The following is a 19,764-nucleotide window of genomic DNA, read 5'->3' as shown; positions in this document are numbered from 1 at the left end:
AAATAGCATTTTCCCGTAGGCCCGGTAAGCGTAGCGCCACCGGGCATCAGACGAGGGATTACTCTTCGCCGTTAAACCCGGCGCGATTCAGCAGGAACTGCGACAGCAGGGCAACAGGGCGGCCGGTGGCGCCTTTAGCTTTACCGGAACGCCATGCGGTGCCGGCGATGTCCAGGTGGGCCCAGTTGTATTTGCGGGTAAAGCGCGCCAGGAAGCAGGCCGCGGTAATGGCACCGCCAGGACGCCCACCGATGTTGGCCATATCCGCAAAGTTGGACTCCAGCTGCTCCTGGTACTCATCGGCCATCGGCAGACGCCACGCGCGGTCTCCCGCCTGCTCGGAGGCACCGATAAGTTCATGCGCCAGCGGGTTGTGGTTCGACATCAGGCCGGTGATGTGATGGCCCAGCGCAATCACGCAGGCGCCGGTCAGGGTTGCCACGTCGATCACCGCTTCTGGCTCGAAGCGTTCAACGTAGGTCAGCACGTCGCACAGCACCAGACGGCCTTCGGCGTCGGTGTTCAGCACTTCAACGGTCTGCCCGGACATGGTAGTGAGCACATCGCCAGGACGATAGGCGCGACCGCCCGGCATGTTTTCACAGCCTGCCAGCACGCCGATCACGTTGATGGGCAACTGGAGCTCCGCGACCATGCGCATCACGCCGTAAACCGCTGCCGCACCGCACATGTCGTACTTCATCTCATCCATGCCTTCGGCCGGTTTGATGGAGATACCGCCGGAGTCGAAGGTCAGGCCTTTACCGACCAGCACAATCGGACGCACGTCTTCCGACGGATTGCCCTTGTACTCGATGACCGACATCAGGGATTCATTTTGTGAACCGTTGCCGACGGCCAGGTAGGAGTGCATCCCCAACTCTTTCATCTGCTGCTCGCCAATCACGCGAGTAACGACGTTTTTGCTGTAAGAGTCAGCCAGCTGACGCGCCTGTGAGGCGAGGTAACCAGCATTACAGATGTTTGGCGGCATGTTGCCGAGATCTTTCGCCGCCTTGATACCGGCCGCGATCGCCAGGCCATGCTGAATGGCGCGTTCACCGCTGGTCAGCTCACGACGGGTCGGGACGTTAAAGACCATTTTACGCAGCGGACGACGAGGTTCGCTTTTGGTGGTTTTCAGCTGATCGAAGCTGTACAGGGTCTCTTTTGCGGTCTCAACCGCCTGACGCACTTTCCAGTAGGTGTTGCGGCCTTTGACGTGCAGTTCGGTCAGGAAGCATACGGCCTCCATTGAGCCAGTATCATTCAGCGTATTAATCGTTTTCTGAATAACCTGTTTGTACTGGCGCTCATCCAGCTCGCGCTCCTTACCACAGCCAATCAGCAGGATGCGCTCGGACAGTACGTTCGGCACATGATGCAGCAGCAGCGTCTGTCCCGGTTTGCCTTCCAGCTCGCCACGGCGCAGCAGGGCACTGATGTAGCCGTCACTGATTTTATCGAGTTGTTCGGCGATCGGAGAGAGTCTGCGGGGTTCAAACACGCCGACGACGATGCAGGCACTCCGCTGTTTTTCCGGGCTACCGCTTTTTACACTGAACTCCATGAACTACGCTCCTGAATCTTAAAGACAACAGCTGCAGCTACGGATAGAATTGAAACCTTTCGTAACTCATGCCCGCTGTTGCGGTGACTTCGTGTTAATCTTACGTTATTACGGTTTCGACACGTCATAGTAACTGCTGAAGCGCGAATCCGCCGGGTGTTCTAATCTTAGCGATGATTTCGACGACTCAAGAGAATAAATGACGTTTAAGCCATGAAACAAGCGATTTTCCTGCAAAGAGACGGGTTTTTACGGGCGTATTTAATGTGATAATCATAAGATATCTGGTGCGGGAGACGCTAAAAAGCCAGCTGGCGATACTCTTCATCCTGCTTCTGATCTTTTTCTGTCAGAAACTGGTGAGGATCCTCGGCGCGGCTGTCGACGGCGAAATTCCCACAAATCTGGTGCTTTCTCTGCTCGGGTTAGGCGTGCCTGAAATGGCGCAGCTTATCCTGCCATTAAGCCTCTTCCTCGGACTGCTGATGACGCTCGGTAAACTCTATACCGAAAGCGAAATCACCGTCATGCATGCATGTGGTCTGAGCAAAGCGGTACTGATTAAGGCCGCCATGGTCCTGGCGCTGTTCACCGGCATCGTGGCCGCAGTGAACGTGATGTGGGCCGGCCCTGTCTCCTCTCGTCATCAGGATGAAGTGCTGGCTGAAGCGAAAGCGAACCCCGGCATGGCCGCTCTGGCGCAGGGGCAGTTCCAGCAGGCAACCGACGGTAACTCCGTGCTGTTTATCGAAAGCGTGGATGGCAGCCGCTTTAACGAAGTCTTCCTCGCGCAAATCCGTCCGAAAGGCAACGCCCGTCCCTCCGTGGTGGTGGCCGATTCCGGTCAGCTCGCACAGGGCAAAGACGGTTCACAGATCGTGACCCTGAATAAAGGCACCCGCTTTGAAGGCACGGCGCTGCTGCGTGATTTCCGCATTACTGACTTCCAGAACTATCAGGCGATTATTGGTCATCAAACAGTGGCGCTGGACCCCACCGATACTGAGCAGATGAGCATGCGTACGCTTATCAGCACCGATACCAATCGCGCCCGCGCGGAGCTGCACTGGCGAATCACGCTAGTATTCACCGTGTTTATGATGGCATTGATGGTGGTGCCGCTCAGCGTGGTCAACCCACGTCAGGGCCGCGTGCTCTCCATGCTGCCCGCGATGCTGCTTTATCTGGTGTTCTTCCTGCTGCAGACCTCGATTAAATCGAATGGCGGTAAAGGAAAAATCGACCCGGTTATCTGGACCTGGGTGATTAACGGACTCTATCTGCTGTTGGCCGTCATCCTCAACCTGTGGGATACCGTGCCGATGCGCCGTGTGCGAGCCCGTTTTACGCGTAAAGGAGCGGTGTAATGCAGGCGTTTGGCGTTCTTGACCGCTATATCGGTAAAACCATTTTTACCACCATCATGATGACGTTATTCATGCTGGTGTCGCTCTCCGGCATTATCAAGTTTGTTGACCAGCTGAAAAAAGCCGGGCAGGGGAGCTATGATGCGATGGCCGCGGGGATGTATACCCTGCTCAGCATTCCGAAAGACGTGCAAATCTTCTTCCCGATGGCGGCGCTGTTAGGTGCCCTGCTGGGGCTGGGGATGCTGGCGCAGCGCAGTGAGCTGGTGGTAATGCAGGCGTCGGGCTTTACCCGTATGCAGGTGGCGCTGTCGGTGATGAAAACCGCGATCCCGCTGGTATTGCTGACCATGGCGATGGGCGAGTGGGTTGCGCCGCAGGGCGAGCAGATGGCGCGTAACTACCGCGCACAGATGATGTACGGCGGCTCGCTGCTTTCGACCCAGCAGGGGCTGTGGGCGAAAGACGGTAATAACTTTGTCTATATCGAACGTGTTACCGGTGATAACACGCTGGGCGGCGTGAGCATCTACAACTTTAACGATCAGCGTCGTCTGCAGGCGGTTCGTTATGCTACCTCTGCTACCTTCGATGCCGATAAAAAGGTCTGGCGTCTGTCCCAGGTGGACGAGTCAAACCTGCAGGATCCAAAACAGATCACCGGTTCGCAGACGGTCACTGGCACCTGGAAAACCAACCTGACCCCCGACAAGCTCGGCGTGGTGGCGCTGGATCCGGATGCGCTGTCCATCAGCGGCCTGCACAACTACGTGAAGTATCTGAAGTCGAGCGGCCAGGACGCCGGACGTTACCAGCTCAACATGTGGAGCAAGATCTTCCAGCCGCTCTCCGTGGCGGTAATGATGCTGATGGCGCTGTCGTTTATCTTCGGCCCGCTGCGTAGTGTGCCCATGGGGGTTCGCGTCGTTACCGGCATCAGCTTCGGCTTCGTCTTCTACGTCCTCGATCAGATTTTCGGTCCGCTGACGCTGGTTTACGGCATCCCGCCGTTTGTCGGCGCGCTGCTGCCGAGCGCCTCCTTCTTCCTGATCAGCCTCTGGCTGCTGTTGAAGCGCTCCTGACCCTTCACACCTCATCTCCCCCTTTGGGAGGTGAGGTGCATCCTCTGTTTTACCCCTCACTTTTTTACAGAACCTTCAACGTCTTGCCTGGAATTTGAGTATTATTGTGCGATGACGTCGTGAAGGGATCCCCTATGAAGCAAATTCGGTTACTGGCGCAATACTATGTCGATCTGATGATGAAGCTCGGCCTGGTACGCTTCTCTCTGCTGCTGGCGCTGGCGCTGGTGGTGCTGGCGATAGTGGTGCAGATGGCCATTACCATGGTGCTGCACGGCCAGGTTGAAAGCATTGACCTCATCCGGTCTATTTTCTTCGGCCTGCTGATCACCCCGTGGGCGGTCTATTTTCTCTCGGTAGTGGTCGAACAGCTGGAAGAGTCCCGCCAGCGGCTGACCCGGGTAGTGGAAAAGCTGGAGGAGATGCGCGAGCGCGATCTGAAGCTCAACGTCCAGCTGAAAGACAACATTGCCCAGCTGAACCAGGAGATCTCAGACCGCGTAAAAGCGGAGGCCGAGCGCCAGACCACGCTGGAACAGCTAAAAATTGAAATGAAGGAGCGCGAGCAGACGCAGATCCAGCTTGAGCAGCAATCCTCCTTCCTGCGCTCTTTCCTCGACGCTTCGCCGGATCTGGTCTTCTACCGTAATGAAGACAAAGAGTTCTCCGGCTGTAACCGGGCGATGGAGCTCCTGACTGGCAAAAGTGAAAAACAGCTCGTCAGCCTGCGCCCGCAGGACGTTTACTCACCCGAGGCGGCCGCCAAAGTTATCGAAACCGATGAGAAGGTGTTCCGTCATAACGTCTCCCTGACCTACGAACAGTGGCTCGACTACCCTGACGGACGCAAAGCCTGCTTCGAAATCCGCAAGGTGCCTTACTACGACCGCGTCGGGAAACGCCACGGCCTGATGGGCTTTGGGCGGGACATTACCGAACGTAAGCGCTATCAGGATGCCCTGGAGCGCGCCAGCCGCGATAAAACCACCTTTATCTCCACTATCAGCCATGAGCTGCGTACGCCGCTCAACGGCATCGTCGGCTTAAGCCGCATTCTGCTCGATACCGACCTGACCACCGAGCAGGAGAAATATCTGAAAACGATCCACGTTTCAGCGGTCACGCTCGGCAATATCTTCAACGATATTATCGATATGGATAAGATGGAGCGGCGCAAAGTCCAGCTGGATAACCAGCCGGTGGACTTTACCGGCTTCCTTGCCGATCTGGAGAACCTCTCCGGCCTGCAGGCGCAGCAGAAAGGGCTACGCTTTGTGATGGAGCCAACCCTGCCGCTGCCGCACAAGGTGGTGACTGACGGTACGCGCCTGCGCCAGATCCTGTGGAATTTGATCAGTAACGCGGTCAAGTTCACCCAGAGCGGCCAGGTTGCGGTTCGCGTGCGCTATGGCGAGGGCGAGATGCTGCACTTCGAAGTAGAGGATTCCGGGATCGGTATTCCGCAGGAGGAGCAGGACAAAATCTTCGCCATGTATTATCAGGTCAAAGACAGCCAGGGTGGCAAACCGGCCACCGGCACCGGCATTGGCCTGGCGGTATCGCGCCGCCTGGCGAAGAGCATGGGGGGCGACATTACGGTATCCAGCAACCCGGGACATGGCTCGGTGTTTAAACTGAGCGTGCGGGCCCCGGCCGTGGCGGAGGAGGTCGAGGACACCTTTGCCCACGACGATATGCCGCTGCCTGCCCTGCACGTGCTGCTGGTGGAAGATATTGAACTGAACGTGATTGTGGCGCGCTCGGTGCTGGAGAAACTCGGCAGCAGCGTGGATGTCGCCATGACCGGTACAGCCGCGCTGGATATGTTTACGCCAGGGGAATACGACCTGGTGCTGCTGGATATTCAGCTCCCGGATATGACCGGGCTCGACATCTCACGTGAACTGACCAGCCGCTACGCCAGGGAAGAGCTGCCGCCGCTGGTGGCGCTGACCGCCAACGTGCTGAAAGACAAAAAAGAGTACCTTGATGCCGGTATGGACGATGTACTGAGCAAACCGCTGGCGGTACCTGCCTTAACCGCCATGATTAAGAAGTTCTGGGACACCTGTGACGAAGAGGAGAGCACCATGACGACGGTAGATACGGAAAAAGCGCAGTCTTTGCTGGATATCGAGATGCTGGAGCAGTACATCGATCTGGTGGGTCCGAAGTTGATCACTGACGGTATAGCCATATTCGAAAAGATGATGCCGGGTTACCTGAACGTGCTGGAGTCCAACCTGACGGCGCGGGATCAGAAAGGCATTGTTGAAGAGGGCCATAAGATCAAAGGTGCCGCTGGCTCTATCGGTTTGCGCCATCTGCAGCAGTTGGGTAAGCAGATCCAGTCCCCGGATTTACCGGCGTGGGAAGATAATGTGGGTGAATGGGTTGAAGAGATGAAGCAGGAGTGGCAAAACGATGTGGCCGTCCTGAAAGCCTGGGTAGAGAGCAGAAAAAAATGACCCCGGCTATACCGGGGTGCGCGAATACTGCGCCAACACCAGGGAAATCGTGGCTGCGCCTTAATAAGTTATTTTTAGGATAATGGCGTAGCCGTAAAATTCAGGCCGCACGCAGTTAAGATAGCAAAACTTAAATAATTTGTTACATGAATCAGTTAAATGTGTGAAGCATGCCGTTTTAATCAGAATTTTTAATGTGCATGTAACATTTTTCGAGAGGGATCGCAGGATGAAAAAGGTCGGTGTAGTACTGAGCGGTTGCGGTGTTTACGATGGTTCTGAAATTCATGAAGCGGTTCTGACGCTGCTGGCGCTGGCGCGCAACGGTGCAGAAGCGGTCTGTTTCGCACCGGACAAAGCCCAGTCCGATGTCATCAACCACCTCACCGGCGAACCGCTGGCGGAAAGCCGAAATGTGCTGATTGAAGCGGCGCGGATCGCCCGCGGGCAGATCCGACCGCTCAGTGAAGCGCGCGCCGAGGAACTGGATGCGCTGATTGTGCCGGGCGGTTTTGGTGCCGCAAAGAACCTCAGTGATTTTGCCCATCAGGGCAGTGCCTGCCAGGTAGAGAGCGATTTAAAAACCCTCGCGCTGGCGATGCATGAGGCCGGGAAACCGCTGGGCTTTATCTGTATCGCCCCGGCGATGCTGCCGGCCATCTTCGATATTCCACTGCGTCTGACCATCGGCACCGACATCGATACCGCCGAGGTGATTGAGGACATGGGCGGGGAGCATATTCCGTGTCCGGTGGAGGATATCGTGGTGGACGAAGAGAACAGGATCGTCACCACGCCTGCTTATATGCTGGCGCAGAACATCGCGGAAGCCGCGACAGGTATTGAGAAGCTGGTCGCCCGCGTGCTGGTGCTGGCGGCATGAGATTGAAGCGTCCCCGATCGGGCTGGGTTAGACGGATCGTTATTCGCATTCTGGTCGTGCTGGCGGTCTTCTGGGGCGGCGGCATCGCCCTGTTCAGCTTCCTGCCGGTGCCCTTTTCCGCGGTGATGATTGAACGTCAGCTGGGGAGCTGGCTGCGAGGGGATTTCAGCTATGTTGCCCATTCTGACTGGGTGAGTATGGATGAGATCTCGCCGTGGATGGGACTCGCCGTTATTGCCGCCGAAGACCAGAAATTCCCCGAGCACTGGGGGTTTGACGTGGGGGCGATAGAGAAGGCGTTAGCGCATAACGAGCGTAATGAGAGCCGTATTCGCGGTGCCTCGACGCTGTCTCAGCAAACGGCAAAAAACCTGTTTCTGTGGGACGGGCGTAGCTGGCTGAGAAAAGGATTTGAAGCCGGGTTGACGCTGGGGATCGAAACGGTATGGAGTAAAAAACGCATCCTGACGGTCTACCTGAATATTGCGGAGTTTGGTGAGGGCGTGTTTGGCGTCGAAGCCGCTGCTCAGCGCTATTTCCACAAACCTGCCAGCCGCCTGTCGGCGTCAGAGGCCGCGCTGCTGGCCGCCGTGCTACCGAACCCGATTCGCTTTAAGGCCAGCGCACCCTCAGGCTATGTGCGCAGCCGTCAGGCGTGGATCCTGCGCCAGATGCGTCAATTGGGTGGGGAAGGATTTATGCAGGCCAATAAGCTGCATTAATCTTCGTCAAACCCGGCGTTGAACAGCGCAATCACTGCCGCCAGCGCCTCGACTTCCTGCGGGCCGGTGGCTTCAATTTCTATCTGCCGGCCCTTGGCGGAATCCAGCATCAGCAGGGCAATCACGCTGTTGGCTTCGGCTTCGGTCCCTTCGTCATTACGCAGCAGAACTTCTGCGTCAAACCCTTGCATCAGTTCGAACAACTTCATCGCCGGGCGTGCATGCATGCCCAGCTTATTGGTGATCTCAACGGTATGCTTTACGGTCATGTTTTACGTTTTTCCAGCGTACGATGACGGGACTGCACGTTTTTGCCGCGCGAGCGGAAATAGTCAGCCAGTTGCTCAGCAATATAGACCGAACGGTGTTTGCCCCCGGTACAGCCAATCGCCACCGTCAGGTAGCTGCGATTGTTTGTCTCCAGCATCGGCAACCAGAGTTCAAGGTAGCTGCGCGTCTGATAGATAAAGTTATGTACTTCCGTATGCCTGTCAAGGAACGCGGCGACGGGCTTATCCAGGCCGGTCATCGGACGCAGCTTCGGATCCCAGTGCGGGTTCGGCAGGAAACGCACGTCAAACACATAGTCTGCATCGATAGGGATGCCGTGCTTAAAGCCGAAGGATTCAAATACCATCGTCAGCTCGCGCTCGCGTTTGCCCAGCAGGCGGGTACGCAGCATCTCCGCCAGTTCATGGACGGACATTTCGGAGGTATCGACGATCAAATCGGCGCGGGAGCGCAGCGGCTCCAGCAGATCGCTCTCCTGGTCAATGGCGCTTTCCAGCGACAGATTTTTGCTGGAGAGTGGATGCAGACGGCGGGTATCGCTGTAGCGACGGATCAGCGTATTGCGATCGGCATCAAGGAACAGCAGCTGAGGTGAGAACGCCTCCGGCAAACTGCTCATCGCCTGCTCAAAGATCTCCGGCGATTCAGGCATGTTACGCACGTCGATGCTGACCGCGGCGGAAATCTGCCGATCGGCCAGCGATTTAGCCAGCTCGGGCAGCAGTACCACCGGCAGGTTATCGACGCAGTAAAAGCCCATATCTTCCAGCGCTCGCAGGGCGACCGATTTCCCGGATCCCGAACGACCGCTGACGATCATCAGCACCATGTACCGTTTCTCCTCAGGACTACAGATGTCAAAGCCATCACCCGATTACGCATCATCCTGATTGCCTTCCGTTTCCGTAATGATTTGATAAAGCTCCTCATCGCTTTGTGCCGCGCGTAAACGGCGACAGATGGTTTTATCCGCCAGACGTTTAGCCACCAGCGAGAGGGTGTGCAAATGCGTTTTGGTCTGATCGGCTGGCACCAGCAGGGCAAACAGCAAATCGACAGGCTGGTTATCAATGGCATCAAAGGCGATAGGTGTTTCCAGCTGAACAAACACGCCTACAGCGCGCAGAGTATCCTCTTCAAGTTTGCCATGGGGAATGGCGATGCCGTTGCCGATGCCGGTACTGCCCATTTTTTCGCGGGTCAGGATCGCTTCAAATACCACTTGCGGTGGCAGGCTCAGCTGTTTTGCGGCCAGTTCACTGATGATCTCCAGCGCACGTTTTTTGCTCTGGCAGTGAACGGCACTGCGGGTACATTCCTGATTAAGGACACTGCTCAGTTGTAGAGTTGAATCGTTATTCATCATAATTTCACCTAAGCGCTAACTGTACAAAGGGCCCGTTGTGTTTCACAACAGGCCATCCTGCACCCGTTAACTGCCCGGACAATTAGTGTTGTTTCAGTTTATCTTTATGTTTGTTTAGCTGTCGTGCCAGCTTGTCAATCAAGCCGTCGATAGCCGCATACATGTCTTGTCCTTCCGCACTGGCATGGATCTCGCCTCCGTTAACATGCAGGGTCGCATCCGAGATATGAGTCACTTTTTCCACTTTTAACACAATGTAGACCTGATTGATCCTCTCGAAATACTGCTCAAGCTTGGCGAATTTTGCGTTCACAAATTCGCGCAGGGCCTCAGTGATTTCGACGTTGTGTCCAGTGATGTTGAGCTGCATAGTGTCTTCCTTATCGGTTGTGTCAGACCAGTTGTTTACGCTGGTTTGACGGCGGAATGGATAAAGACTCTCGATACTTCGCAACAGTGCGGCGTGCCACCATGATACCTTGATCGGACAGCATGGTGGTTAACTTACTGTCGCTCAGTGGTTTCGCGGGGTTCTCCGCGGCGATCAATTTTTTCACCAGCGCCCGGATGGCCGTCGACGAGGCTTCGCCGCCGCCTTCGGTACTGACATGGCTGGAGAAAAAATACTTAAGCTCAAAAATACCGCGCGGACTGTGCAGATACTTCTGCGTCGTCACGCGGGAAATCGTCGATTCATGCATCTCGACGGCCTGGGCGATATCGGCCAGCACCATCGGCTTCATAAACTCTTCACCCTGCTCAAAAAACGCCTGCTGCTGCTCTACGATGCAGCGGCTGACGCGCAGCAGGGTATCATTGCGGCTCTCGAGGCTTTTGATTAGCCAGCGCGCCTCCTGCAGATTACTGCGGATAAACTGGTTATCCGAGTCGTTACGCGAGCTGGTGCACATCGAGGCGTACTGCTGATTTATTTGCAGGCGCGGGATGCTGTCGGAATTGAGTTCCACGGTCCACAGGCCGTTATGCTTGCGCACCAGCACGTCGGGGATGACGTACTCGGGCTCGCTGGTCTGGATGGACTGCCCCGGACGCGGGTCCAGCGACTGAATCAGATTAACCGCTTCTTTCAGGATCTCTTCTTTCAGCCGCGTGACGCGCATCAACGAGCGGAAGTCGTGATTGGCCAGCAGATCCAGATGTTCGCTGACGATCAGGCGAGCCTCTTCCAGCCACGGCGTCTCTTTGACGAACTGAGAAAGTTGAATCAGCAGGCAGTCACGTAAATCCCGTGCCGCGACGCCGATCGGATCAAAACGCTGAACGCGCTTGAGAACCGCTTCGACCTCTTCAGGGTCGATCTCATCATCACCGATACTTTCCAGAATGTCGTCCAGCGACACGGTCAAATAGCCGGTTTCATCGACGGCATCGACAATGGAGGTGGCGATGGCGCGATCGGTATCGGAAAACGGCGTCAGCTCCACCTGCCACATCAGGTAATCCTGTAGTGACTGGGTGGTTTCGCCCTGATACACCGGCAATTCGTCATCCTGATAGTCTGCGCGCGTGCCTGACGGCGTGCCGGCGGTGTAGATCTCATCCCAGCTGGCATCGAGAGGCAGCTCGTCAGGCATCTCTTTTTGCTCCAGCGCGTCAACGCTGTCGAGCGTTTCGTTGTCCTGGGTTTGCTGCGTTTCTACCTCGTCGTGAAGATCGGTTTGCTCAAGCAGGGGATTGCTGTCCAGCGCTTGCTGCAGCTCCTGCTGAAGTTCTAGCGTCGACAGCTGCAACAGACGAATGGCCTGTTGTAACTGCGGCGTCATTGCCAGCTGTTGGCTGAGCCTTAATTGCAAACCTTGCTTCATGTTCAGAGCATTTTTCTCCGTTTAGGCGAGACTGTACTTCTACCCTATCAGAGTCTGAAGTCTTCCCCAAGATACACGCGCTTAACATGATCGTCTTCGAGGATCTGCTGCGGGGTACCGTGGGCAATAAGATGGCCCTGGCTGACGATGTAAGCTCGTTCACAGACCGCCAGCGTCTCGCGCACGTTGTGGTCGGTGATCAGAACCCCCAGGCCGCTGTCGCGCAGATGCTCAATAATCCTTTTGATGTCGATAACCGAAATCGGGTCAACGCCCGCAAACGGTTCATCAAGCAGGATGAATTTCGGGTTGGCCGCCAGCGCACGGGCAATTTCCACACGGCGGCGTTCACCACCGGAGAGCGCCTGGCCAAGGCTGTCGCGCAGATGTTCGATATGGAACTCTTCCATTAGCTCGTTGGCGCGATCCTGACGCTGCTCGGAGGTCAAATCGTCACGGATCTGCAGCACCGCCATCAGGTTGTCGAAGACGCTCAGACGGCGAAAAATGGAGGCTTCCTGCGGCAGATAACCGATGCCGCGACGGGCACGCGCGTGAAGGGGCAGCAGGCTGATGTCTTCGTCATCAATGATGATGTTACCCGCATCGCGCGGCACAATGCCGACCACCATATAAAAGGTAGTGGTTTTACCCGCACCGTTAGGACCCAACAGGCCGACAATTTCGCCGGAGTTGACGGTCAAACTGACATCTTCCACTACGCGACGGCCCTTGTAGGCTTTGGCGAGATTCTTTGCAGTTAATGTTGCCATAACGAATTAGTTACTCTTTTTCTGTGCCGGGGCCTGATTGTTATTTTTGTCCTGCAGCTGTGATGGAACCAGGACGGTCGTCACGCGTTTGCCTTTTTCACTGAAGGCCTGCATTTTTTGCTCTTTCACCAGATAGGTGATCTTATCGCCCGTGATGTTGCTGTCGAGCTGCTCCAGGTACGCCTTGCCGGTCAGTATCACGAAGTCTTTCGCCAGCTCGTAATGCATCTGGGAGGCGTGGCCCTTCACCGGTTTGCCGTTGTCCTGCATCTGGTAGAAGGTGGCCGGGTTACCGTAGCCATCGATAATTTCTTTACCGTCTTCCCCGCCTGGACGCGTCACCACTACCTTATCGGCGTTGATTTTGATGGTGCCCTGGGTCACGACAACATTGCCGGTAAAGGTCACTACGTTGCCCTGCATATCGAGCGACTGCGTATCGGATTCGATATGAATCGGCTGCTCGGTATCACCCGTCACAGCAAGCGCAGGCAGGCTGACGGCCAGCATCGCGCTGGCAATAATAAATTTAAGGCTGAGTTTGTTTGCTTGGAATTTCATAGGAGGTTCTAACCTTTTCAATCAGCTCTGCGTTCTTGCTGCGTAAGTTCCCGCGCATTCTCAGACCGCTGGAATTAAATGTTGTGCCGTATAGCGTGACCAGATCCTGCGACGTGACATCCTGAGTCACAAGGTTAATCTGTGCGTTATCGGTTGTGATTTTGCGCAGCTGTGAGTCTGCGGTCAGCGCATTCACCTCAACATGACCATACAGATAAAGCATACGGTCATTCGTCAGTTTTGCCCGGTCTGATTTAATCGACCATGTCGGAATTTTATTGACATCAAACGTGGTCATCACCGGTTGGGTAAACCAGGAGACACCCTGTTCGGAAAAATACTCAACGTGCTGAGCGATAAGGCGATAATTCAACGCGCCTTCCGGGCTATAGACCACGGTATCGCTATGATCGCTTTTGTATGTTGGATCGTTAGTATTGACCGTCGGCGCTTGTTCGTCGTCCCGGTCAGCGAGATTCACGCCAATCAGTACTAGTGCTACCAGCGAAAGCAGAATAATAACCCAACGTCTGGTTTTACTCATATCGATTGCCCTTTGGCCTCATCAAGCTTACCTTGCGCCAGCAGCAGCAGGTCGCAGACTTCTCTTACTGCGCCGCGGCCACCGTTGATACGGGTGACATAGTCAGCACGCGGGATCAAAAGCGGATGGGCATCGGCAACGGCGACGCTCAGACCCACTTCTGCCATCACTGGCCAGTCAATCAGATCGTCTCCGACATAGGCGACGTTTTCCGGGGCGATGGCAAGTTTACCAAGTAAGTCCCTGAAAGCGACCATCTTATCGGATTGTCCCTGATAGAGATGGGTAATGCCCAGCGTTTCGCAACGATCTTCTACCAGTTTAGCCTTACGTCCGGTGATGATGGCAACTTCTATGCCAGAAGTGAGCGCACAGCGAATGCCGTAGCCATCACGCACGTTGAAGGCTTTCAGCTCTTCGCCATTGTTGCCCATATAAATCAGGCCATCAGACAGCACGCCATCCACATCAAGGATCAGCAGGCGAATGTTTTCGGCCTGCGACATCATCTGCGCACTAACCGGACCATAACAGGTTGCAAGGGATGCACCCGCATTACTCATTGTCTTATCCTTCATTACACTACGCCTGCGCGCAGCAGATCATGCATATGTACCACACCCAGCAATTGGTCGCCATCAGCAACCATAACGGAGGTGATATTGCGGGACTGCATCAGGTTCAATACTTCGACAGCCAGCGTACCGGGGCGCACCCGGATCCCCCCGGTTGTCATCACATCGGCGATACCCAGCTTGCGGACATCGACTCCCATATCAAATACACGGCGCAGGTCGCCGTCGGTGAAGATCCCTTCGATAATCATCCGATCGTTGCAGATGACGGTCATGCCGAGATTTTTACGGGTAATTTCCAGCAGCGCATCGCGCAGGGAGGCGTCTTTGCTGACGTGCGGAATTTCGTCCCCGGTGTGCATGATGTCATTCACCCGCAGCAGCAATTTACGTCCCAGCGCGCCGCCCGGATGGGAGAGGGCGAAGTCTTCTGCGGTAAAGCCACGGGCTTCGAGCAGGGCAACAGCCAGCGCATCGCCCATCACCAGCGCCGCGGTGGTGCTGGAGGTAGGTGCCAGCCCCAGCGGGCAGGCTTCTTTCGGCACTTTAACGCACAGATGGATATCCGCGGCGCGCGCCATGCTGCTCTCCGGGCGGCTGGTAATACAGATGAGGGGAACGTGTAGTCGCTTCAGCACCGGGATCAGCGCCAGGATTTCATTCGATTCGCCAGAGTTTGATAGCGCGATGACAATATCCTGGGCCGAAACCATTCCAAGGTCACCGTGCGCCGCTTCGCCAGGGTGAACGAAAAAGGCGGTGGTGCCAGTACTGGCGAAGGTGGCCGCCATTTTACGGCCAATGTGCCCGGATTTGCCCATTCCCATCACCACGACTTTGCCGGTGCAGTGGAAAAGCTTCTCACATGCGAGGCTAAAGTCCTGATTAATATATTGATCTAACTGCGCCAGACCTTCACGTTCTATCTCCAGAACTTGTATTCCTGCTTTCTGAAAGTCAAAACCCGGCTGCAATTCTATTTGCGACATAATACGTTTCCGTTACCCAGAGAGAAGAGGCGAGAGCCAGTACAGCATCGCCATCCATACGATAAATCCCACCGTCAGCAGCGCGCCAGCACCCTGACCAATCTGTCTTTTACGCCGCCAGCAGAGGAGTGCGAAGATGGCGCTGACTAACACCATCACCCCATAATCCCGGCTGAACGCCAGCGGATTAAACGCGCCGGGGGCGATCAGAGCCGGCAGGCCCAGCACAATGGCGATATTGAAAATATTGGAACCGATGATATTGCCAATCGCCATGTCATCTTCGCCTTTACGCGCGCCAGCAATCGCCGTGGCCAGCTCAGGCAGACTGGTGCCGATGGCAATCACCGTCAGGCCGATGGTTAATTCGCTCATGGCGAAGTAATTGGCCAGCACCGTGGCATTATCAACAATCATCTGCGTCGCCATCGGCATGATGATTAACGCCACGCCCAGCCAGAGCAGCGCAACGGGTAAATTCCCCTCGCGCGGCAGTTCGGCAACCTGCTCGAGGGTTAATGTATCATTGCCCTGCTTTTCCGCCGCCCGGGCCAGCTTCACGATGTAAAACAGCCAGATGACCGCCAGCGCCAGCAGAAAAATGCCGTCGCTGAGGGTTAACTCCCCGTCATATAACACGTAACCGGCCAGCAGACTGACAATTAACATTAGCGGCAATTCGCGCCGTAGAACATCAGAATGCACGCGAAATGGATGCAGCAGTGCAGCAAGCCCCAGGATGAGTAAGATATTGACGATGTTGGAGCCAATGGCTGTCCCGACGGCGAGATCAACCTGACCGTGCAGCGAGGCGGCGACGGAGACAATTATCTCCGGCAGGGAGGTACCAACGCTGACCACCGTCATCCCAATAATTAAGGGGGGAATACCTAATAAACGACACAGGATTGATGCGGAGAACACCAGACGGTCGGCACTGTAGACCACCAAAAGTAAACCAATTATTAACAGTGCCGTTGCAAGAAGCATCAAAAGTCCTTTCTTCAGGTATACTCGCCGGTCCACCGAGAAAAAATCTCTGCCGCTGCATACTGTCTGTAGACGTAACGTATTCCTAATTTTGACTTTATGCGTTGTAAAAGTAAAACAAATGCCAGCTTTCGCTTACCTGCAGAGGTAATATTCTGTAAAAATGTTGGGTTTGCGGCGAAATCAGGCATCAAGCTGATCCTGAACCGGCAATAGAAAGGAAATGTACATGAGCCTGAATGGGGCGAATATAGTCGATGTCCGTGGCGTCAGCTTCACGCGCAGCAGCCGGGTCATTTTTGACAACATCTCTCTCACCGTGCCTCGCGGTAAAATCACCGCCATCATGGGGCCCTCCGGCATTGGTAAAACGACGTTGCTGCGCCTGATTGGCGGGCAGATCCCCCCAAGCCAGGGCGAGATCCTCTTTGACGGTGAAAATATCCCGGCGATGTCCCGCTCGCGCCTCTATACCGTGCGTAAACGCATGAGCATGCTTTTTCAGTCCGGGGCGCTGTTTACTGACATGAATGTCTTCGATAATGTCGCCTATCCGCTGCGTGAGCACACTCACCTGCCGCCGGAACTGTTGAAAAGTACCGTAATGATGAAGCTCGAGGCCGTCGGCCTGCGTGGCGCAGCTAAACTGATGCCTTCCGAACTCTCTGGCGGGATGGCCCGTCGTGCGGCCCTGGCGCGCGCGATCGCGCTGGAACCCGACCTGATCATGTTCGATGAGCCGTTTGTCGGCCAGGATCCCATCACCATGGGCGTGCTGGTCAAACTGATCTCGGAACTGAACAGCGCGCTGGGCGTGACCTGTATCGTGGTTACCCACGACGTACCCGAAGTGCTGAGCATTGCCGATTACGCCTATATCGTGGCGGATAAAAAAATTGTGGCGCACGGCAGCGCACAATCATTACAGAGCAACAGCGATGCGCGTGTCCGTCAGTTCCTCGACGGCATTGCAGATGGCCCCGTGCCGTTCCGTTATCCGGCGGGCGATTATCATAAAGATTTATTGGGAATAGGGAGTTAAGCCACTCATGCTGTTAAATGCGTTGGCCGCTCTCGGACACCGTGGCATAAAAACCATCAGGACGTTCGGGCGTGCCGGGTTGATGTTATTCAATGCGCTGGTCGGGAAACCGGAATTCCGCAAACATGCCCCTCTGCTGGTTCGCCAGCTGTATAATGTCGGCGTGCTGTCGATGCTCATTATCATCGTTTCCGGCGTCTTCATCGGAATGGTGCTGGGGCTGCAGGGATATCTGGTCCTCACCACCTACAGTGCGGAAACCAGCCTGGGTATGCTGGTGGCGCTCTCCCTGTTGCGTGAGCTGGGCCCGGTGGTCGCTGCGCTGTTGTTCGCCGGGCGTGCCGGTTCGGCGCTGACGGCGGAAATTGGCCTGATGCGCGCTACCGAGCAGCTCTCCAGTATGGAAATGATGGCCGTGGATCCGCTGCGTCGGGTGATCGCCCCGCGCTTCTGGGCGGGCATGATCTCGCTGCCGTTGCTGACTATCCTGTTTGTTGCGGTCGGGATCTGGGGCGGATCGATGGTTGGCGTGCACTGGAAAGGGATCGATGCCGGTTTCTTCTGGTCAGCGATGCAAGGTGCGGTTGACTGGCGTCTGGATCTGGTTAACTGCCTGATTAAAAGCGCGGTATTTGCCGTGACGATCACCTGGATTGCGCTGTTCAACGGCTACGATGCCATCCCGACGTCTGCCGGTATCAGCCGGGCAACCACCCGCACTGTTGTTCATTCGTCGCTGGCCATACTGGCTCTGGATTTTGTGCTCACCGCACTGATGTTTGGGAAATGAGTTCATGCAAACGAAAAAAGTAGAAATTTGGGTAGGCGTATTTGTCTTGCTGGCACTGCTGGCCGCACTGTTTTTAAGCTTCAAAGTGGCGGATGTCACGACGATCCGCACCGAGCCGACATACCGCGTTTATGCCACCTTCGATAATATCGGTGGCCTGAAAAGCCGTTCTCCGGTGCGCATTGGCGGGGTAGTGGTTGGGCGTGTGGCTGATATCACCCTCGATGAGAAAACCTATCTGCCGCGCGTCGCGCTGGATATTGAAGAGCGTTACAACAACATCCCGGATACCAGCTCCCTGTCTATCCGTACCTCCGGCCTGTTAGGTGAACAATACCTGGCGCTGAACATCGGTTTTGAAGATCCCGAACTGGGAACGACTATCCTTAAGGACGGTGGCGTAATTCAGGATACGAAGTCAGCCATGGTGCTGGAAGATATGATTGGTCAGTTCCTTTACAACAGCAACAGTAAAGGGGGTGACGAGAATCAAGCTGCTCAGACACCTGCGCAGAGTGACATTACGCCGCCTGTTGGCACGACGAATTCATCTCAGGAGAAGTAATTCATGATTAAACGACTGTTAATGGTTGCCATGCTGATGATTGCCCCTTTGACTGCCGCTAACGCAGCCGATCAGAGCAATCCTTATCAACAGATGAATGAGGCAGCTAAGAAAACCTTCGATCGTCTTAAAAACGAGCAGCCGAAAATTCGCTCCAATCCCGACTACCTGCGCGATGTGGTCGATCAGGAGCTGCTGCCGTATGTGCAGGTAAAATATGCCGGGGCCCTGGTGCTGGGGCGTTACTACAAAGACGCAACGCCAGCGCAGCGTGATGCCTATTTTGCTGCGTTCCGTGAATACCTGAAGCAGGCTTACGGTCAGGCGCTGGCGATGTACCACGGCCAGACGTATCAGATTGCCCCGGAACAGCCGCTGGGCTCAGCCACCATCCTGCCTATTCGCGTCACCATCGTCGACCCGAACGGTCGTCCGCCAGTGCGTCTGGATTTCCAGTGGCGTAAGAACAGCCAGAACGGTAACTGGCAGGCTTACGACATGATTGCCGAAGGCGTCAGCATGATTACCACCAAGCAGAACGAATGGAGCGACCTGCTGCGTACCAAGGGCATTGATGGCCTGACGGCTCAGCTGAACAGCATCTCGCGTCAGAAAATCACCCTGGATGAGAAAAAATAATGACGTCGCAGCTCAGCTGGACCCGTGAGGGTGAGACATTGTTACTCACTGGCGAGCTGGATCAGGATTATCTGAATCCGCTGTGGGATGCGCGTCATGAAGCCATGCAGGGGATCGCCTGTATCGACCTCAGTGGCATTTCTCGCGTGGACACGGCGGGCGTCGCGCTGCTGGTGCATCTGGTGGCGGCAGGCAAAGGGCAGGGCAAGCAGGTTACGCTTGCAGGCGTCAGCGACAACGTCGTCACTTTAGCTCAGCTCTATAATCTGCCGGAAGACGTATTGCCTCGCTAATTTTTTCAGTACGTTACTATCAAAAGCCCCGACTGTTTCATCGTCGGGGCTTTTTGCTTGTTTAAGACCGCGCTACTTTGCTCTAAGATGTTGGGCTTGTTTTCACTACCAGATGATATAGATCCCATGGAAAATCATGAAATCCAGACCGTGCTGATGAACGCACTCGCCCTTCAGGAAGCCCACGTCTCCGGCGACGGCAGCCACTTTCAGGTTATTGCTGTGGGAGAGATCTTTGACGGCATGAGCCGGGTGAAAAAACAGCAGGCTGTCTATGCGCCGCTGATGGAATATATCGCGGATAATCGCATCCATGCCCTGTCGATCAAAGCGTTCACCCCAACAGAGTGGGCACGCGATCGCAAACTAAACGGTTTTTGAGCTGAGGGTGATTTGCCCGCAGCACGGTTGAATTCATACAGAGAGTA

23 protein-coding genes are annotated in these 19,764 nt (G+C 55.4%); 11 read left to right on the top strand and 12 right to left on the bottom strand.

Annotation, left to right across the window (positions count from 1 at the left end; all coding sequences use genetic code 11):
• Positions 1 to 58: 58 nt before the first annotated feature.
• Positions 59 to 1,570: a leucyl aminopeptidase gene (gene pepA / locus V7Q49_RS15870; protein ID WP_106994846.1), complete on the bottom strand. Its 1,512-nt coding sequence runs from the start codon at positions 1,568 to 1,570 to the stop codon at positions 59 to 61.
• A 266-nt stretch (positions 1,571 to 1,836) separates the two neighbouring features.
• On the opposite strand from pepA, the gene lptF reads away from it, so the two are divergent.
• From lptF to mtgA, 5 genes are all read left to right on the top strand, one after another.
• Positions 1,837 to 2,937 (top strand): LPS export ABC transporter permease LptF, encoded by a 1,101-nt coding sequence (gene lptF / locus V7Q49_RS15865; protein WP_333853441.1) that lies wholly within the window; start codon positions 1,837 to 1,839, stop codon positions 2,935 to 2,937.
• Positions 2,937 to 4,019, top strand: coding sequence for an LPS export ABC transporter permease LptG (gene lptG / locus V7Q49_RS15860; protein WP_333853439.1), 1,083 nt, complete (start codon positions 2,937 to 2,939; stop codon positions 4,017 to 4,019). The genes lptF and lptG overlap by 1 nt, the downstream gene beginning before the upstream one ends.
• A 134-nt stretch (positions 4,020 to 4,153) precedes the next feature.
• Complete coding sequence (gene arcB / locus V7Q49_RS15855; protein ID WP_333853437.1) at positions 4,154 to 6,487, top strand: aerobic respiration two-component sensor histidine kinase ArcB; 2,334 nt, start codon at positions 4,154 to 4,156, stop codon at positions 6,485 to 6,487.
• Positions 6,488 to 6,716: 229 nt separating this feature from the next.
• Positions 6,717 to 7,370, top strand: coding sequence for an isoprenoid biosynthesis glyoxalase ElbB (gene elbB, locus V7Q49_RS15850; RefSeq protein ID WP_333853435.1), 654 nt, complete (start codon positions 6,717 to 6,719; stop codon positions 7,368 to 7,370).
• The gene (gene mtgA / locus V7Q49_RS15845; RefSeq protein WP_442913073.1) at positions 7,367 to 8,092 is read left to right on the top strand and encodes a monofunctional biosynthetic peptidoglycan transglycosylase; all 726 of its coding nucleotides are present in this window, start codon (positions 7,367 to 7,369) and stop codon (positions 8,090 to 8,092) included. Before elbB ends, mtgA begins: the two co-directional genes overlap by 4 nt.
• On the opposite strand, the gene npr is transcribed toward mtgA, so the two are convergent.
• The 11 genes from npr to V7Q49_RS15790 form a co-directional block, all read right to left on the bottom strand.
• Positions 8,089 to 8,361: a PTS phosphocarrier protein NPr gene (gene npr, locus V7Q49_RS15840; RefSeq protein ID WP_333853433.1), complete on the bottom strand. Its 273-nt coding sequence runs from the start codon at positions 8,359 to 8,361 to the stop codon at positions 8,089 to 8,091. The genes mtgA and npr overlap by 4 nt on opposite strands.
• On the bottom strand, positions 8,358 to 9,212 hold the full coding sequence (gene rapZ, locus V7Q49_RS15835; RefSeq protein WP_106994840.1) for an RNase adapter RapZ: 855 nt from the start codon (positions 9,210 to 9,212) through the stop codon (positions 8,358 to 8,360). The genes npr and rapZ overlap by 4 nt, the downstream gene beginning before the upstream one ends.
• A gap of 45 nt (positions 9,213 to 9,257) precedes the next feature.
• Entirely contained in the window at positions 9,258 to 9,749 is a 492-nt protein-coding gene (gene ptsN / locus V7Q49_RS15830; RefSeq protein ID WP_039031625.1) for a PTS IIA-like nitrogen regulatory protein PtsN, read from the bottom strand.
• An 82-nt stretch (positions 9,750 to 9,831) separates the two neighbouring features.
• Positions 9,832 to 10,119: a ribosome hibernation promoting factor gene (hpf, locus tag V7Q49_RS15825; protein WP_333853431.1), complete on the bottom strand. Its 288-nt coding sequence runs from the start codon at positions 10,117 to 10,119 to the stop codon at positions 9,832 to 9,834.
• A 22-nt stretch (positions 10,120 to 10,141) separates the two neighbouring features.
• Positions 10,142 to 11,575: an RNA polymerase factor sigma-54 gene (rpoN, locus tag V7Q49_RS15820; protein ID WP_333853429.1), complete on the bottom strand. Its 1,434-nt coding sequence runs from the start codon at positions 11,573 to 11,575 to the stop codon at positions 10,142 to 10,144.
• A gap of 47 nt (positions 11,576 to 11,622) precedes the next feature.
• Positions 11,623 to 12,348 (bottom strand): LPS export ABC transporter ATP-binding protein, encoded by a 726-nt coding sequence (gene lptB, locus V7Q49_RS15815; RefSeq protein ID WP_333853428.1) that lies wholly within the window; start codon positions 12,346 to 12,348, stop codon positions 11,623 to 11,625.
• A gap of 6 nt (positions 12,349 to 12,354) precedes the next feature.
• Positions 12,355 to 12,909: a lipopolysaccharide ABC transporter substrate-binding protein LptA gene (lptA, locus tag V7Q49_RS15810; protein ID WP_333853427.1), complete on the bottom strand. Its 555-nt coding sequence runs from the start codon at positions 12,907 to 12,909 to the stop codon at positions 12,355 to 12,357.
• On the bottom strand, positions 12,878 to 13,453 hold the full coding sequence (lptC, locus tag V7Q49_RS15805) for an LPS export ABC transporter periplasmic protein LptC (protein WP_142487254.1): 576 nt from the start codon (positions 13,451 to 13,453) through the stop codon (positions 12,878 to 12,880). The genes lptA and lptC overlap by 32 nt, the downstream gene beginning before the upstream one ends.
• A complete protein-coding gene (gene kdsC, locus V7Q49_RS15800) occupies positions 13,450 to 14,016 on the bottom strand; it encodes a 3-deoxy-manno-octulosonate-8-phosphatase KdsC (protein WP_333853424.1) in 567 nt (188 codons plus the stop codon). The genes lptC and kdsC overlap by 4 nt, the downstream gene beginning before the upstream one ends.
• A gap of 14 nt (positions 14,017 to 14,030) precedes the next feature.
• Entirely contained in the window at positions 14,031 to 15,017 is a 987-nt protein-coding gene (kdsD, locus tag V7Q49_RS15795) for an arabinose-5-phosphate isomerase KdsD (RefSeq protein ID WP_333853423.1), read from the bottom strand.
• A 12-nt stretch (positions 15,018 to 15,029) separates the two neighbouring features.
• Entirely contained in the window at positions 15,030 to 16,007 is a 978-nt protein-coding gene (locus V7Q49_RS15790; protein WP_333853422.1) for a calcium/sodium antiporter, read from the bottom strand.
• Positions 16,008 to 16,236: 229 nt separating this feature from the next.
• Between V7Q49_RS15790 and mlaF the strand changes: the two genes are divergently transcribed.
• The 6 genes from mlaF to ibaG all read left to right on the top strand — a co-directional run bounded on the left by mlaF (position 16,237) and on the right by ibaG (position 19,717).
• Positions 16,237 to 17,049: a phospholipid ABC transporter ATP-binding protein MlaF gene (mlaF, locus tag V7Q49_RS15785; RefSeq protein WP_032614468.1), complete on the top strand. Its 813-nt coding sequence runs from the start codon at positions 16,237 to 16,239 to the stop codon at positions 17,047 to 17,049.
• 7 nt (positions 17,050 to 17,056) lie between these two features.
• Positions 17,057 to 17,839, top strand: a complete 783-nt coding sequence (gene mlaE, locus V7Q49_RS15780) for a lipid asymmetry maintenance ABC transporter permease subunit MlaE (RefSeq protein ID WP_333853421.1) — start codon at positions 17,057 to 17,059, stop codon at positions 17,837 to 17,839.
• Between the two features lie 4 nt (positions 17,840 to 17,843).
• Positions 17,844 to 18,404, top strand: coding sequence for an outer membrane lipid asymmetry maintenance protein MlaD (gene mlaD / locus V7Q49_RS15775; RefSeq protein ID WP_333853420.1), 561 nt, complete (start codon positions 17,844 to 17,846; stop codon positions 18,402 to 18,404).
• A 3-nt stretch (positions 18,405 to 18,407) separates the two neighbouring features.
• Positions 18,408 to 19,043 carry a phospholipid-binding protein MlaC gene (gene mlaC, locus V7Q49_RS15770; protein ID WP_106994829.1) on the top strand — a complete coding sequence of 212 codons (636 nt, stop codon included), beginning with the start codon at positions 18,408 to 18,410 and terminating at the stop codon, positions 19,041 to 19,043.
• A complete protein-coding gene (gene mlaB / locus V7Q49_RS15765) occupies positions 19,043 to 19,336 on the top strand; it encodes a lipid asymmetry maintenance protein MlaB (protein WP_333853419.1) in 294 nt (97 codons plus the stop codon). The genes mlaC and mlaB overlap by 1 nt, the downstream gene beginning before the upstream one ends.
• A gap of 126 nt (positions 19,337 to 19,462) precedes the next feature.
• A complete protein-coding gene (gene ibaG, locus V7Q49_RS15760; protein WP_032614457.1) occupies positions 19,463 to 19,717 on the top strand; it encodes a BolA family iron metabolism protein IbaG in 255 nt (84 codons plus the stop codon).
• Positions 19,718 to 19,764: the final 47 nt, after the last annotated feature.

This window comes from Leclercia sp., assembly GCF_036780805.1.
GTDB lineage: Bacteria > Pseudomonadota > Gammaproteobacteria > Enterobacterales > Enterobacteriaceae > Enterobacter.
Note: the sequence above shows the minus strand (reverse complement) of the source record. Positions and strands in the feature narration are given on the sequence as shown.

Bases quoted from the DNA above. Each gene is read 5' to 3' on its own strand.
- rpoN (WP_333853429.1), bottom strand. From the start codon at position 11,575: ATGAAGCAAGGTTTGCAATTAAGGCTCAGCCAACAGCTGGCAATGACG.
- pepA (WP_106994846.1), bottom strand. From the start codon at position 1,570: ATGGAGTTCAGTGTAAAAAGCGGTAGCCCGGAAAAACAGCGGAGTGCC.
- mlaE (WP_333853421.1), top strand. From the start codon at position 17,057: ATGCTGTTAAATGCGTTGGCCGCTCTCGGACACCGTGGCATAAAAACC.
- hpf (WP_333853431.1), bottom strand. From the start codon at position 10,119: ATGCAGCTCAACATCACTGGACACAACGTCGAAATCACTGAGGCCCTG.
- elbB (WP_333853435.1), top strand. From the start codon at position 6,717: ATGAAAAAGGTCGGTGTAGTACTGAGCGGTTGCGGTGTTTACGATGGT.
- mlaB (WP_333853419.1), top strand. From the start codon at position 19,043: ATGACGTCGCAGCTCAGCTGGACCCGTGAGGGTGAGACATTGTTACTC.
- npr (WP_333853433.1), bottom strand. From the start codon at position 8,361: ATGACCGTAAAGCATACCGTTGAGATCACCAATAAGCTGGGCATGCAT.
- mlaD (WP_333853420.1), top strand. From the start codon at position 17,844: ATGCAAACGAAAAAAGTAGAAATTTGGGTAGGCGTATTTGTCTTGCTG.
- mtgA (WP_442913073.1), top strand. From the start codon at position 7,367: ATGAGATTGAAGCGTCCCCGATCGGGCTGGGTTAGACGGATCGTTATT.
- mlaF (WP_032614468.1), top strand. From the start codon at position 16,237: ATGAGCCTGAATGGGGCGAATATAGTCGATGTCCGTGGCGTCAGCTTC.
- kdsD (WP_333853423.1), bottom strand. From the start codon at position 15,017: ATGTCGCAAATAGAATTGCAGCCGGGTTTTGACTTTCAGAAAGCAGGA.
- ibaG (WP_032614457.1), top strand. From the start codon at position 19,463: ATGGAAAATCATGAAATCCAGACCGTGCTGATGAACGCACTCGCCCTT.
- ptsN (WP_039031625.1), bottom strand. From the start codon at position 9,749: ATGATGAATAACGATTCAACTCTACAACTGAGCAGTGTCCTTAATCAG.
- kdsC (WP_333853424.1), bottom strand. From the start codon at position 14,016: ATGAGTAATGCGGGTGCATCCCTTGCAACCTGTTATGGTCCGGTTAGT.
- lptG (WP_333853439.1), top strand. From the start codon at position 2,937: ATGCAGGCGTTTGGCGTTCTTGACCGCTATATCGGTAAAACCATTTTT.
- mlaC (WP_106994829.1), top strand. From the start codon at position 18,408: ATGATTAAACGACTGTTAATGGTTGCCATGCTGATGATTGCCCCTTTG.
- rapZ (WP_106994840.1), bottom strand. From the start codon at position 9,212: ATGGTGCTGATGATCGTCAGCGGTCGTTCGGGATCCGGGAAATCGGTC.
- V7Q49_RS15790 (WP_333853422.1), bottom strand. From the start codon at position 16,007: ATGCTTCTTGCAACGGCACTGTTAATAATTGGTTTACTTTTGGTGGTC.
- lptC (WP_142487254.1), bottom strand. From the start codon at position 13,453: ATGAGTAAAACCAGACGTTGGGTTATTATTCTGCTTTCGCTGGTAGCA.
- lptB (WP_333853428.1), bottom strand. From the start codon at position 12,348: ATGGCAACATTAACTGCAAAGAATCTCGCCAAAGCCTACAAGGGCCGT.
- lptA (WP_333853427.1), bottom strand. From the start codon at position 12,909: ATGAAATTCCAAGCAAACAAACTCAGCCTTAAATTTATTATTGCCAGC.
- arcB (WP_333853437.1), top strand. From the start codon at position 4,154: ATGAAGCAAATTCGGTTACTGGCGCAATACTATGTCGATCTGATGATG.